Source organism: Devosia sp. (genome assembly GCF_028290645.1).
Taxonomy (GTDB): Bacteria; Pseudomonadota; Alphaproteobacteria; order Rhizobiales; family Devosiaceae; genus Devosia_A.
The window spans coordinates 1-13,317 of sequence record NZ_JAQGJL010000304.1; the positions used below are offsets into that span (position 1 = coordinate 1).

13 protein-coding genes are annotated in these 13,317 nt (G+C 65.6%); 8 read left to right on the forward strand and 5 right to left on the reverse strand.

The features are described 5' to 3' along the window. Both JWQ89_RS16330 and JWQ89_RS16335 read right to left on the reverse strand, forming a co-directional pair. Positions 1–774 (reverse strand): shikimate dehydrogenase (locus tag JWQ89_RS16330; RefSeq protein WP_299642676.1); only part of this gene is annotated, 774 nt, incomplete at its 3' end. Between the two features lie 5 nt (positions 775–779). Next, complete coding sequence (locus tag JWQ89_RS16335) at positions 780–1,376, reverse strand: Maf family protein (protein WP_299642678.1); 597 nt, start codon at positions 1,374–1,376, stop codon at positions 780–782. A 421-nt stretch (positions 1,377–1,797) separates the two neighbouring features. Between JWQ89_RS16335 and hemE the strand changes: the two genes are divergently transcribed. The 8 genes from hemE (at position 1,798) to JWQ89_RS16375 (ending at position 10,387) form a co-directional block, all read left to right on the forward strand. Next, on the forward strand, positions 1,798–2,832 hold the full coding sequence (hemE, locus tag JWQ89_RS16340) for a uroporphyrinogen decarboxylase (protein WP_299642680.1): 1,035 nt from the start codon (positions 1,798–1,800) through the stop codon (positions 2,830–2,832). Between the two features lie 3 nt (positions 2,833–2,835). Then, positions 2,836–3,261 (forward strand): protoporphyrinogen oxidase HemJ, encoded by a 426-nt coding sequence (gene hemJ, locus JWQ89_RS16345; protein WP_299642682.1) that lies wholly within the window; start codon positions 2,836–2,838, stop codon positions 3,259–3,261. Between the two features lie 242 nt (positions 3,262–3,503). Beyond that, on the forward strand, positions 3,504–4,769 hold the full coding sequence (gene rho / locus JWQ89_RS16350; protein WP_299642684.1) for a transcription termination factor Rho: 1,266 nt from the start codon (positions 3,504–3,506) through the stop codon (positions 4,767–4,769). 12 nt (positions 4,770–4,781) lie between these two features. After that, on the forward strand, positions 4,782–6,077 hold the full coding sequence (gene mnmE / locus JWQ89_RS16355; protein WP_299642686.1) for a tRNA uridine-5-carboxymethylaminomethyl(34) synthesis GTPase MnmE: 1,296 nt from the start codon (positions 4,782–4,784) through the stop codon (positions 6,075–6,077). A 104-nt stretch (positions 6,078–6,181) separates the two neighbouring features. After that, complete coding sequence (gene mnmG / locus JWQ89_RS16360) at positions 6,182–8,044, forward strand: tRNA uridine-5-carboxymethylaminomethyl(34) synthesis enzyme MnmG (RefSeq protein WP_299642688.1); 1,863 nt, start codon at positions 6,182–6,184, stop codon at positions 8,042–8,044. Continuing rightward, positions 8,044–8,679, forward strand: coding sequence for a 16S rRNA (guanine(527)-N(7))-methyltransferase RsmG (gene rsmG, locus JWQ89_RS16365; protein WP_299642690.1), 636 nt, complete (start codon positions 8,044–8,046; stop codon positions 8,677–8,679). The genes mnmG and rsmG overlap by 1 nt, the downstream gene beginning before the upstream one ends. 27 nt (positions 8,680–8,706) lie before the next feature. Continuing rightward, the gene (locus JWQ89_RS16370) at positions 8,707–9,507 is read left to right on the forward strand and encodes a ParA family protein (RefSeq protein WP_299642692.1); all 801 of its coding nucleotides are present in this window, start codon (positions 8,707–8,709) and stop codon (positions 9,505–9,507) included. A gap of 10 nt (positions 9,508–9,517) precedes the next feature. Next, positions 9,518–10,387, forward strand: a complete 870-nt coding sequence (locus tag JWQ89_RS16375) for a ParB/RepB/Spo0J family partition protein (protein ID WP_299642693.1) — start codon at positions 9,518–9,520, stop codon at positions 10,385–10,387. 191 nt (positions 10,388–10,578) lie between these two features. On the opposite strand, the gene holA is transcribed toward JWQ89_RS16375, so the two are convergent. From holA to JWQ89_RS16390, 3 genes are all read right to left on the reverse strand, one after another. Beyond that, entirely contained in the window at positions 10,579–11,598 is a 1,020-nt protein-coding gene (holA, locus tag JWQ89_RS16380; RefSeq protein WP_299642695.1) for a DNA polymerase III subunit delta, read from the reverse strand. Next, positions 11,598–12,104: an LPS assembly lipoprotein LptE gene (gene lptE / locus JWQ89_RS16385; protein ID WP_299642696.1), complete on the reverse strand. Its 507-nt coding sequence runs from the start codon at positions 12,102–12,104 to the stop codon at positions 11,598–11,600. The genes holA and lptE overlap by 1 nt, the downstream gene beginning before the upstream one ends. Further along, a partial coding sequence (locus JWQ89_RS16390; RefSeq protein ID WP_299642698.1) for a class I tRNA ligase family protein occupies positions 12,097–13,317 on the reverse strand: 1,221 nt, incomplete at its 5' end. The genes lptE and JWQ89_RS16390, both read right to left, overlap by 8 nt.

A 13,317-nucleotide genomic window follows, 5' to 3' on the forward strand; every position in this document is an offset into this window, starting at 1 on the left:
CCGGATTCCGAACCAGGCCTCGAAACCTCGAACCGCCTGATGCAGCAGCATGCCGAGCCCATCGACGGTACGGAGCCCGAGGGCACGGGCGTCGGCGAGGAGCGGGGTGACCAGCGGGACGTAGACGATGTCGGTAACCAGCGCGGTCCCCGGCAGGAGGCGCAGGTCGATGTCCTCGAAGCGGGTGTCGTGCATGCCGATCGAGGTGGTGTTGACGACAAGGCCGGCGCCGGGGGCGTAGCGGGCGAAGTCGGACAGCGGGCCCGAAACGATCGGACCGGAGATTTCCCGCGCCAGCGCTTCGGCCTTTTCGGGTGTCCGGTTGAGGAGCACGATTTCGGGCACCCCCCGTTCGCGCAACGCCACGAGGATGGCGCGTGCGGCACCGCCGGCGCCCAGCACGATGGCGCGGGCAAGACCCTCCCCCCAGCCCGGCGCGTTCTGGTCGAGATTGCCGAGAAAGCCCATGAAATCGGTGTTGAAGCCATGCACCTTGCCGTCGCGAGCAACCAGCGTATTCACTGCGGCAATGGTGGTCGCCAGTGGATCGACGCTGTCGCAGAGGGCAAATACCGCCTCCTTCAAGGGAATGGTCACGTTGCCGCCGGCGAACTCGCCCTGGCGCAGGCGTTCGATGAACTGCGGCAGCTCGGCGGGGGCGACGTCAATCGCCTCGTAGCTCCCGTCGATGTGGTGCGCCTCGAGCCACGTGCCGTGGATCAGGGGCGAACGGGAGTGCTTGATCGGGTGGCCGATGACGAAGGCTTTTTTCACGTGAATCAATCGCCGAGAGTTTCGGGGGCATGTTGGCGGAGCGCTGCCAGCAAAGGCAACAAGGGCAGGCCGAGGATGGTGAAATAGTCGCCTTCGATGCGTTCGAACAGCCTGATCGAGGGCCCTTCGAGCCGATAGCCGCCCACCGAGCCCAGCACCGCGTCGCCTTCGATCGCGAGGATAGTGTCCCGTTCGACCCGATCGAAGGCCCGCATGGTGAGGCTCGCGGTCTCGGTCGTCGACCACAGCACCTTGCCACGGCGCGCCAGCGCGATGCCGGCATGGAGAAAGTGGGTGCGGCCCCGCAGCCGGTCCAGTTGCGCCGCCGCTGCGGTGCGGCTTTCCGGCTTGTGCAGCAGCGCGTCTCCCAGCGCCAGCACCTGGTCGGCGCCGATGACCGCAGCGCCGCGACGGCCATTGGATACGGCGAGCGCCTTGGCCTCGGCCAGCGCCTGCGCCACCGCGATGGCGTCGCCGCCTTTCCCCAGCACTTCGGCCTCGAGCGCCCGTTCGTCGATTGGCGCTGGACTCGTCTCGAATCGGAGCCCGGTGCCCGCCAGCAGGGCTTTTCGCGTCCGGCTCTGGGAAGCGAGGATCAGCATGGATCGGGTTTTCCACACTGTCCTCGCTGGCTCAAGTCCCAAGGCGGTGGAAAAGCCGCCCGCCGACCCGGGAACCGGACTTCTCCCCGCTCGGGCGAAATCCATCAACAGCCCGGCCGTCCGGGAGAGTTAACAAAGGGTTAAGGTGAGTTGTGGGGATAACCGGTTGCGCCCAGGGCGGGTTCATCAACAGGCGCGTTAACGGATCGTCAACCAATGTGGCATGGTTAACGCTTAGTTAACCGCCCGACTCCGGGCGCCGTCCACGACTCCCGCCTCCCGATGTTCCACAGGCCCCGCGTGACCCGTCGCCGTGCGCTTCTGTCGCCGCACTGCACGTTGTGGGCAGGCGTGAATTCCTGCAAAACACCGCCATGATAATGATGATTAAGAATCTAGATTCTCTTTTTGGGTTGGGGCGATGACCCCGACACCGGTGCTCAAACCGCTATTGGAAACCGTGCTCGGTCGGCGCCAGCAGCGCCTGCCGATCTGGATCATGCGGCAGGCCGGGCGGTACCTGCCGGAGTACCGCGAGCTTCGAGCGAAAGCCGGGAGCTTTCTCGATCTCTGCTACAACCCGGAACTGGCTTCGGAAGTGACCCTACAGCCGCTGCGCCGGTTCGATCTCGATGCGGCGATCCTGTTCTCCGACATCCTCGTCATCCCTGATGCCCTCGGCCAGGACGTACGCTTCGAGGTAGGCGAAGGGCCGCAGCTTGAGCCCGTCACGGCAGACTCGATCGGACGGCTTGATCCCAAAGGGGCTTTGGAAAAGCTGAGCCCCATCATCGAGACGGTGCAACGAGTACGGGCGGGGTTGGCACCGGAGAAGACGCTGATCGGCTTCTGCGGTTCGCCCTGGACGGTTGCGACCTACATGATCAACGGGCGCGGCTCGGCCGACCAGGCGGCGGCGCGGCTGTTCGCCCTGACGCAGCCGGCGGCATTCGCGCAGTTGATCGACATCCTGGTCGAGGCGAGCATCGGATATCTCGCCGCGCAGCTCCAAGCCGGCGCCGACGTGGTGCAGTTGTTCGAGAGCTGGGCACTGAACCTCGACGAGATCGCATTCTCGGACTGGGTGATCGAACCGAATCGGCGGATTGTCGAAGGGCTGAGAAAACTTGTGCCGGGCGCTCCGGTGATCGGCTTTCCGCGCGGCGCGGCGGGGAACCTCCCGGCCTATGCCGAGACAACCGGAGTGAACCTCTTGGGACTGGACTACGCCACGCCGCTTGAGTTTGCCCGCGAGCTGCCGTCCGGCCTCGGGGTGCAGGGCAACCTCGATCCGTTGCGGCTCCTGGCCGGCGGCGAACAGATGGATGTCCGAGTGCGGCAGATCGTGACCGGCTTCCGCGACCGCCCGCATATCTTCAACCTCGGACACGGGATCCTCCCCGAAACGCCGATTGCGCATGTCGAGCGGCTGATTGCCGTGGCGCGGGGGACCTGAGCGATGGAATGGGTCAAGGCGCTGCACATCATCTCGGTGATCGCCTGGATGGCAGGGATGCTCTACCTGCCGCGGCTGTTCGTCTATCACGCCGATGCCGAGAAGGGCTCGGTGCAGTCGGAGACCTTCAAGCTGATGGAGCGGCGGCTCTACCGCGGCATCACCACGCCGGCGATGATCGCCACCTGGGTGTTCGGGCTGTGGCTCGCCTTCGGCTTCGGGATCGTCGATTTCAGCCAGGGCTGGATGTGGCTGAAGGCGGTGATGGTGATCCTCCTCACCGGCATCCACGGCTATTACGGCCGGCTGCTGAGGGATTTCGCCAATGACCGCAACACGCGGCCGGCGAAGTTCTTCCGCGCCATCAACGAGATCCCGTTCGTCATCGCCATCGTCATCGTGATCGCGGTGGTGGTGAAGCCGTTCTGACGGCCGATGCCGCTGGAGATTCGTCGTCAGTTCCCGTGGCCTCCTGTCGTCGGATCGCGCTTTGGCCGCCGCGACGCCTTGGAATGTTCCACGTGAATCCGCATTCTACTTGAATGTAACGAAGCTTTTAGCTATCTGAAGTCACTGCCTGATCGATGGGCGCCTCCCCGGCGCTTTCCGGGCGAACCCCCCTCTCCGTACATTCCCCACCACTTACGATTTGCCCAAGGGTCTTCCGCGCAATGGAAAATATGAAGCTCAGCGAGCTCAAGGCCAAGACGCCTGCCGAACTGCTTGAATTCGCAGAGACTTATGAGGTCGAGAACGCCTCGACGATGCGCAAGCAGGAGCTCATGTTCGCCATCCTCAAGGAGCTGGCGGCGCGCGAGGTGGACATCACCGGCGAGGGCGTGGTGGAAGTCCTGCCCGATGGTTTCGGGTTCCTGCGGTCTCCCGACGCGAACTACCTTCCCGGCCCCGACGACATCTACGTCTCCCCCTCGCAGATCCGCCGCTTTTCGCTGCGCACCGGCGATACGGTCGAAGGCCAGATCCGGTCTCCCAAGGAAGGCGAGCGCTATTTTGCGCTGCTCAAGGTCAACACCATCAATTTCGAGGACCCCGAGAAGGTCCGCCACAAGATCAACTTCGACAACCTGACGCCGCTCTATCCCGACGAGCGGCTGCGCCTCGAGCTTCCGGACCCGACCGTCAAGGACAAGAGCGCCCGGATCATGGATCTGGTGGCGCCGCTCGGCAAAGGCCAGCGTGCCCTCATTGTTGCGCCGCCGCGTACCGGCAAGACCGTATTGTTGCAGAACATTGCACAATCGATCGCCGTCAATCACCCGGAATGCTACCTCATCGTGCTGCTGATCGATGAGCGGCCCGAGGAAGTGACGGACATGCAGCGCTCGGTGAAGGGCGAGGTTATCTCCTCGACTTTCGACGAGCCGGCATCGCGCCACGTCCAGGTCGCCGAGATGGTGATCGAGAAGGCCAAGCGCCTCGTCGAGCACAAGCGCGACGTGGTGATCCTCCTCGATTCGATCACCCGCCTCGGCCGCGCCTACAACACGGTGGTGCCGAGCTCGGGCAAGGTGCTGACCGGCGGTGTCGACGCCAACGCGCTGCAGCGGCCGAAGCGCTTCTTCGGCGCGGCGCGCAATATCGAGGATGGCGGGTCGCTGACCATCATCTCGACGGCGCTGATCGATACCGGCAGCCGCATGGACGAAGTGATCTTCGAAGAGTTCAAGGGCACCGGTAACTCGGAAATCGTGCTGGACCGCAAGGTCTCCGACAAGCGCGTCTTCCCGGCCATGGACGTCACCAAGTCGGGCACCCGCAAGGAAGAACTGCTGGTCGAGCCGGATATCCTCAGGAAGATGTACGTGCTCCGCCGTATCCTCAACCCGATGGGCACGGTCGACGCCATGGAGTTCCTGATGGACAAGATCCGTCAGACCAAGACGAACTCCGATTTCTTCGACTCGATGAACACCTAACTCCTGCCGGCTATGCGCGACGACGACACCATCGTCGCCCTCTCCTCCGGCGCCCTGCCGTCGGGGGTCGCGGTCGTGCGACTGTCGGGGCCGAAAGCTGGTGTGGTGCTGAGCGGTATGCTCGGCGCCCTCCCCGTCCCGAGGCGTCTCAAACTGGCGGATATCCGCATCGGCGGCGATCTCATCGACCGCGGTCTCGTCGCCTGGATGCCCGGGCCGCATAGCTTTACCGGCGAGGATTGTGCCGAGCTGCAGGTGCACGGGTCGCCGGCCGTGGTGCGCGCCCTGCTCCGGCAGCTGGGGGCGATGGACGGCGTGCGCCTCGCAGAAGCCGGCGAATTTACCCGGCGGGCCTTCGAGAACGGCAAGCTCGACCTCACCGAGGTCGAGGGTCTTGGTGACCTGATCCAGGCAGAGACCGAAGGTCAGCGGCGCTTGGCGCTGGCCCGGCTTGATGGCGCGCTATCCGAGCGCCTCGACGCCTGGCGCGAGGCGCTGCTCGATGCCCGTGCCGAGATCGAAGCGCGGCTCGACTTTTCCGATGAGGGCGATGTCGATGCGGAGCTTCCGGAGACAGTGCTGAGCCGGCTCCGCGAGGTTCGGGCCGATCTGCTGGCCGTAGCCGGTTCGATCACTTCGGGGCGGATCGTCCGCGAAGGGCTGCGGGTGGCACTGGCGGGGCCGCCGAATGCCGGCAAGTCCAGCTTGCTCAACGCGCTGGCCAAGTCCGACGTCGCCATCGTGACGGACGAGCCGGGCACAACACGCGATGTGCGCGAGGTTGCCGTCGATCTCGATGGGCAGCTGGTCATCCTGGTCGATATGGCCGGGTTGCGGCAGAGCGACAGCAAGGCCGAAGCCGAAGGCGTGCGCCGGGCGCATCGCGAGATCGGGGGCGCCGACCTGGTGCTCTGGCTGCAGGCACCGGACGTTGAGGTGGGTCCGGCGCCCGCGACCGAGGCGGATGTGTGGATAGTGGGGTCGAAGTCGGACCTGCCGGGGGTTGCCGGCGAACTGGCGGTCTCCAGCCGTACGGGCGCGGGCGTCGACGAGCTGCTGGCGCGGATCGCCCGGTTTGCTGACGGCCAGACGTCCGGCGAACCGGCTCTGGTGAGTCGCGAACGCGATCTAGTAGCGCTTAGCGCCGCCGTAAGTTCAGTTGAGGCAGCGATCGCGCATTTCGGCGAGGAAGAGCTGGCAGCCGAGGACCTGCGACGGGCATCGGATGCGCTGGCGCGGCTGCTGGGAAAGATGGATGTCGAGGCGGTGCTGGACCGGCTGTTCAGCGCCTTCTGCATCGGCAAGTGATTCACGTGAAACGGTTCGCACGGCATGGACATGGCTGCCCGCCTGCGCACAACCGTTGATTCACGTGAAACATTGCCGTAGACCGCCCTCCCTGAGGACGTGTGATGAGCGATTTCGGTGTCATTGTTGTTGGCGGCGGCCATGCCGGCTGTGAAGCTGCGGCCGCCTCGGCGCGCCTCGGCGTCCCTACTGCGCTGATTACCCACAAGTTTTCGACCATAGGCGAGATGAGCTGCAACCCGGCGATCGGCGGGCTCGGCAAGGGCCACCTGGTGCGCGAGATCGATGCCATGGACGGCGTGATGGGCCGCGTGGCCGACGCGGCCGGCATCCAGTTCCGGGTGCTCAACCGCCGCAAGGGCCCTGCCGTGCGCGGTCCCCGTGCGCAGGCCGACCGCAAGCTCTATCGTCAGGCCATGCAGGCGGCGATCCTCGCGCAGCCGAACCTGACCGTCATCGAAGGCGAAGTTGATGACCTCGTCGTCACCGACGGACGGATCGCCGGCGCCGTGCTCCTTGATGGCCGCCGGTTTGGCGCCAGGGCCGTGGTGCTGACCAGCGGGACGTTCCTGCGGGGACTGATCCACCGGGGCGAAGAGACGGTACCGGCGGGCCGCGTAGGCGAGAAGCCGGTGCTGGGGCTATCGACACGCCTCGAGGCGCTTGGGCTGACGCTGGGGCGGCTGAAGACCGGCACCCCGGCAAGGCTCGATGCCACCTCCATCGATTTCTCCGGCCTCGAGGAACAGCGGGGCGATGATCCGCCTGAGCCGTTCTCGGCCCTGACAAAGTCGATCACCACCCCACAGATCAGCTGCTATATCACCCGCACGACGGCGGATACGCATCGGATCATCTCGGACAACCTGCATCGCTCGGCCATGTACTCCGGGCGGATCAAGAGCCGTGGCCCGCGCTACTGTCCGTCGATCGAGGACAAGGTGGTGCGCTTTGCCGATCGCGATAGCCACCAGATTTTCCTTGAGCCGGAAGGGCTTGACGACCAGACGATCTATCCCAACGGGCTGTCGACCTCCCTGCCCGCTGAGGTACAGGAGGCGTTCCTCAAGTCCATGCCCGGACTGGAGAACGTCCGGATCATCCGGCCGGGCTATGCCATCGAGTACGACTACGTGGATCCGCGCGAGCTGCGGGCGACGCTGGAGTTGCGGCGGCTGCCGGGATTGTACTTGGCCGGACAGATCAATGGCACAACCGGTTATGAGGAGGCGGCGGCGCAGGGCCTATACGCCGGGGCCAATGCCGGGCGGGCGGTGACCGGCGCCGATGCACTGCGGCTGTCGCGGACCGAGAGCTATCTTGGGGTGATGGTCGACGACCTCGTGACGCGGGGCGTAACCGAGCCGTACCGGATGTTTACCTCGCGGGCCGAGTTCCGGCTCCACCTGCGGAGTGACAACGCTGATCAGCGCCTGACGCCCGGTGCCATTGCGGCCGGGCTTGTTGGCGAGGAGCGGCGCGAGCACTTCGAGGCCCGCAGGGCAGCGCTGGTCAGCGGGCGGGCATTGCTTGATCGGCTCTCTGCGACGCCGACCGCGGCGCGGAAGGCTGGTCTGGCGGTTAATGCCGACGGGCAGCAGCGTTCGGCCTTCGAACTGCTGTCCTATCCGGGTGTGGAGGCGGCCAATCTTGTGCCGCTCTGGCCGGAGGTGGCGACCATTGCGCCGGCGATCATGGAGCAGCTGGCAGTGGATGCGCAGTACGCGGTCTACATTGAGCGCCAGGAAGCGGATATCGCAGCTGTGAAGCGGGACGAGGGCCGCGAGATCCCGGAGTGGATGGACTATGCGGCCCTGCCCGGCCTGTCGATGGAACTGCGCCAGAAACTGGGAGAGCGCCGGCCAGCGACGATTGCGCAGGCGCAGGCCATCGATGGCGTGACGCCGGCCGCGATTACGCTGATCCTTTCGATCGTCCGGCGCGGCAGCCTGCGCCAGGCGGGCTGATGCCGGACCTAAGTCCTTACGCGGGCGTGTTTGTTCGGCCGGAGGCCGAGGTTCTCCGCGATCTGGAATCCTTTGCTGCGCTGCTGAAGAAATGGAACGCGGTGCAGAATCTTGTTTCACGTGAAACAGAAAATGCGCTGTGGCCGCGGCACATTGTCGATTCCCTCCAGATTCTGCCGCTCCTTTGCCCCGATGATGAACGTTTTCTGGACATCGGTTCAGGTGGCGGCCTGCCGGCCCTGCCACTGGCGATCGCATTGAAACGAGGACCGGCCTCCTTCACGCTGGTCGAGCCGATCGGGAAGAAGGTGGCTTTCCTTCGGCAGGTGATTCGCGAACTGGGCCTAAACGCTACGGTGCATGCCGGGCGCACCGACTCAATTGATTCACGTGAAACATTGCGGCCGGATGTCATCACCTCGCGGGCGCTGGCGGCCCTGCCGACCCTGCTCGAACTTATCCACGCCTTCTTCGGCCCGGAAACCCGCGCGATCCTGCACAAGGGCAGGGATCATGCTGTGGAGCTGCGAGAAAGCCGTTTGGCGTGGGACTTCGACGTGGTAATAACCAACAGCGCCACCGACGAGGCCGGCGTATTGCTGACCATCAGCAATTTGCGACGCAAAACCATCTAGTTAGCGGAAACGCTCGGAGGCCGTGCCTTGGCTCCTCGAATCCTGACCCTCGCCAACCAGAAGGGTGGGGTCGGCAAGACCACTACCGCGATCAACCTGGCCACGGCCCTTGCCGCAATTGGCGAACGCGTACTGATCGTCGATCTCGACCCGCAGGGCAATGCCTCGACGGGGCTCGGCATCTCGCGCTCAGGGCGCGACGTCTCGAGCTACGATCTCCTCATGGGCGACGCCAAGGTTTCGGCGGCCGCGGTGATGACCAGCGTGCCGAACGTGGCGATTGTCCCCTCGACGCTCGACCTGCTCGGGGTGGAGCTGACCATCGCCCAGCAGGCCGACCGGGCGTTCCGGCTGCGCGATGCGTTCCGCGGGATGACCGACCTGACGATCAACGGTCAGTCCGTCAGCTATGTACTGATCGACTGCCCGCCCTCGCTTAACCTGTTGACGATCAACGCCCTTGTTGCCGCCGACGCCGTGCTGGTGCCGCTGCAGTGCGAGTTCTTCGCACTCGAGGGGATGAGCCAGCTGCTCCAGACCATCGAGCAGATCCGCACCACCCTCAACCCGCGATTGTCGATCCAGGGCGTGGTGATGACGATGTTCGACCGACGCAACAATCTCAGCGAGCAGGTGCTGGCGGACGTGCGTTCGGAGATGGGATCGCTGGTCTACGAGACTGTCATACCGCGTAATGTTCGCCTGTCCGAAGCGCCGTCCTACGGCAAGCCGGCGCTGCTCTACGACCTGAAATGTGCCGGCAGCCAGGCCTATCTACGCCTCGCCACCGAAGTGATACGGCGTGAGCGCCAGCTCATCGCCGCATGAGGAATTGACGATGAACGAGAAACCATCACGGCTCGGGCGAGGCCTTGCGGCGCTGATCGGCGACATGGCGACCATGGAGGGCGCGCGGCTCGCCGATGGCGGCGGCAAACGCCTGCCGGTCGATTTCCTGGTGGCCAACCGCGCCAACCCGCGGCGCGATTTCGATGCGGACCAGCTTGAGGAGCTGACCAGCTCGATTCGCGAAAAGGGCGTGATGCAGCCCTTGCTGGTGCGTCCGACCAACGATCCGAACCAGTTCGAGATCATCGCCGGCGAGCGGCGCTGGCGCGCGGCGCAGCGGGCCGGGCTCAACGACGTGCCGGTGATCGTCCGCGAGGTCGACGACAAGGAAGCGCTCGAACTCGCGATCATCGAGAACGTGCAGCGCGTCGATCTCAATCCGCTCGAGGAAGCAATGGGTTACGGCCAGCTGATCGAGCAGTTCGACTATACGCAGAACGACCTGGCGCAGGTGATCGGCAAGAGCCGCTCGCATGTCGCCAATACGCTGCGGCTGCTGAAGCTGCCGCAGGACGTGCGCGACATGCTGGCGCGCGGCGAGCTGACGGCGGGCCATGCGCGCACGCTGATCACCGCCGATGACCCCGCGGCACTGGCCAAGCGCATCGTCGGCGGCGGGCTCTCGGTGCGCGAAGCCGAGGCGATGACGCAGCGCGAGATCAACGGCCCGAAGCGCAAGCCGGCGCCGGCGGCCGAGAAGGACACCGATACGGCGGCGCTGGAGAAGCGGCTGTCGGATGTACTCGGGCTGCATGTGGCGATCGACCACAAGGACCAGGGCGGGCGGCTCGAGATCCGGTATCGGACGCTGGAGCAGCTCGACGGCATCTGCATGAAGCTCACTGGGTACGGCGTGTAGCCGCGGCGACTGGCAGAAGTTCACGGCCTGTGGCTGGTCTGATGCTGGACTATCGCGCGTCCAAAGCATGGATTTGCAGGTGATTCCACCTCAGGGAACGTTCAGGCAGCGTCCATCTTTCGTTCATCCTGGCCGGTAAAATCAGTCAGCGACCCTGACGTTCACAGCGCTGCTCCACGTGAAACAATCGGCTAACGCTCTGCCGCCATTGTACAAATCGCCAGAAGCGCCCTGCGGCTGAGAGTGTCCTGCAGGCCGTAGCGCTTGCGTCTGTCGGCGACGGCGAGTTGCAGGCGGTCGAGGGCCGCGCTCAAAGCATCGTCGGTCCACAGGCGGAGCTGGCGCTCCAGCGTGGAGCGGCGGGAGAAGTGCGGGCGGGGGCGGGCGCCGTCGAGCACGGCGCCGGGGGATTTGCCGGTGTCGACTTCGGTGCGCCAGCGGCGGAGGGTCGCGAAGTGGCCGAGCGCGCCGGCGAGGATCTGCTGCGTGTTGACGTTCTGGGCGATGGCGCGCTCGAGCGCCGTATCGAGTTCGGCTGCGTGACCGGAGCCGGTGGCGTCGACGACTTCGTCGAGGACAAGGGCGGCGTTGTCGGCGCAGAGCGTCAGAATATCGTTGCGGGTCAACAGCTTGCTGCTAGCGGCGAAGAGCACGAGCTTTTCGAGTTCGCGCCGGGTGATCTCGCGGTCGTTGCCGAGAGTGTCGCGCAGCGCGGCGATGGCGTCCTGATCGGCGCGGATGCCGGCCTTGGAGAAGGTCTCGGAGATCAGGCGGCCGAGCGATTCGTCGCTGTCGGGGTAGCAGGGCAGGGCGCGGCCGAGCTTGGCGGCTTCGACGAGGGCGCGGAGCGGGTCCTTGGGGGTGAGGTTGCCGGCTTCGAGGATGATGATCGACCCCGGGTCGTCGCTAAGCTCGGTGAGCGGCATGACCAGCGATTTGCCGGCGCCGCGCACGCGGATGACGCGGCGGTCGCCGAACAGCGAGGTGGTCTTGGCCTCGACGGCGAGGCGGGAGGGATCGGCGTCGAGCTCGCTGCCGTCGAGGACCACGAGGTTCATGCTGTCGGCGTCGTTGCCGGCAAAGCGGCGGGCGAGGCGCTGGCCAGTTTCGCGGACCAGCCCGGCATCCGGGCCGTAGGCGAGGATGATGCCGGCTTCGAGATCGGGTCGGTCGACGAAGCGGGAGACCTCGTGCGCCTTGAGCGCGACCATCAGGTGGCCGTCTGGCTGAGGGCGCCGAGAAGGGTGAGGCGGACGGTCTCGGCGAGTTCGCGGGCGGCGCGCTCGAGCGCCTCGCGCTCGGCCTCCGTCTCGGCGAGCACCTGGCTGTCGATGGTGTAGAGCGCGGCGGCCGAGCGGGTGGTCGAGAGAAGGATCGATCCGTCGGGGGCGACGAGTTCGATGAGGGCTTTCACCCTCGCCTCGCGCTGCTCGCTGGGACGCTCGACGTTGGAGCGGGTGAGCCGGCGGGTGTCGCTCGATGTGGTGATGCGGACGGTCGGGCTGGCCGGGTCGGTGGCGCGGCCGAAGCGCAGGACCAGTTCCTGGTAGATGATCTGGTCGAGCCGGTTCTGCGGATCGGCATAGTTGAGCGGATGACGCTCGGTGCCAATGCCCCGTTCGCCATAGACCGGAGTGAGCCCTGTGCAGCCGGCAAGGCCCGTCGCGCCGACGAGAGTCAGCGCGACAAAGACGTTCCGAAACAATGGTTTAGACAACCACATTGACGATCCTGTCGGGGACGATCACCAGTTTCTTGGGCGGCTTGCCGTCCAGCATGCGGGCAACCGCTTCGAGAGACAAGACCTCTTTCTCGACCAGCTCCTTGGGCGCGCCGACCGGCACGGTGATCTCGCCGCGGCGCTTGCCGTTGACCTGGACCGGCAGGATGACGGTCGAATCGACCAGCAGCGCGGGATCGGCGACGGGCCAGCCGGCGTCGAGGACGAGCCCGGTCTTGCCGAGCGCCGCCCAGCAGGTTTCGGCGAGATGCGGCATCATCGGGGCGATGAGCTGCACCAGACGCTCCACGGCTTCGCGGAAGGCGTCGCGCTGTTCAGGCGAGACGCGGGTCGCGACGGACTGCGAGAACTTGGCGATGGCGTTCGAGAGCTCGTAGATCTGGGCAACGGCGCGATTGAAGCGCAGGCCCTCGATCTCACCGCCGACATTGTTGACGGTGCGATGGACGACCTTGCGGAGGTCGAGCACGCCCGCGTCGCCGGTGCCCGTCAGGCGCGTGGCGATGTCGTCCTCGAGCTCGAGGAAGTCACCGACCAGCTTCCAGACGCGCTGCAGGAAGCGGCTGGCGCCTTCGATGCCGGCCTCGGTCCACTGCACGTCGCGTTCCGGCGGGGAGTCGGACAGCATGAACCAGCGGGCCGTATCGGCACCGTAGGTCGCGACGATCTCGTCCGGGTCGACGACGTTCTTCTTGGATTTGCTCATCTTTTCGATGGCGCCGATCTCGACCGGGGCGCCGGTCTTGGCGTGGACGGCGGTTCGGATATCCATGCCGGAGACCGCGACGTCGGTGGGCGACAGCCACTCCCCGGAGGTGTCGCGATAGGTCTCGTGGACCACCATGCCCTGGGTGAACAGGCCCTTGAACGGCTCCTCGATATTGAGGTGGCCGGTCTGCTTCATGGCGCGGGTGAAGAAGCGCGAGTAGAGCAGGTGCAAAATCGCATGCTCGACGCCGCCGATATACTGGTCCACCGGCAGCCAGTCGTTAGCGACGGCCGGGATGGTCGGGGTGTCGGCGTGCGGGGCGGTGAAGCGCGCAAAATACCAGGACGAGTCGACAAAGGTGTCCATGGTGTCGGTTTCACGCCGGGCAGGTACGCCGCATTGCGGGCAGTGGACGTGCTTCCAGGTCGGATGATGGTCGAGCGCGTTGCCGGGCCGGTCGAAGGTCACGTCCTCGGGCAG

Bases quoted from the DNA above. Each gene is read 5' to 3' on its own strand.
- JWQ89_RS16335 (WP_299642678.1), bottom strand. From the start codon at position 1,376: ATGCTGATCCTCGCTTCCCAGAGCCGGACGCGAAAAGCCCTGCTGGCG.
- hemE (WP_299642680.1), top strand. From the start codon at position 1,798: ATGACCCCGACACCGGTGCTCAAACCGCTATTGGAAACCGTGCTCGGT.
- hemJ (WP_299642682.1), top strand. From the start codon at position 2,836: ATGGAATGGGTCAAGGCGCTGCACATCATCTCGGTGATCGCCTGGATG.
- rho (WP_299642684.1), top strand. From the start codon at position 3,504: ATGGAAAATATGAAGCTCAGCGAGCTCAAGGCCAAGACGCCTGCCGAA.
- mnmE (WP_299642686.1), top strand. From the start codon at position 4,782: ATGCGCGACGACGACACCATCGTCGCCCTCTCCTCCGGCGCCCTGCCG.
- mnmG (WP_299642688.1), top strand. From the start codon at position 6,182: ATGAGCGATTTCGGTGTCATTGTTGTTGGCGGCGGCCATGCCGGCTGT.
- rsmG (WP_299642690.1), top strand. From the start codon at position 8,044: ATGCCGGACCTAAGTCCTTACGCGGGCGTGTTTGTTCGGCCGGAGGCC.
- JWQ89_RS16375 (WP_299642693.1), top strand. From the start codon at position 9,518: ATGAACGAGAAACCATCACGGCTCGGGCGAGGCCTTGCGGCGCTGATC.
- holA (WP_299642695.1), bottom strand. From the start codon at position 11,598: ATGGTCGCGCTCAAGGCGCACGAGGTCTCCCGCTTCGTCGACCGACCC.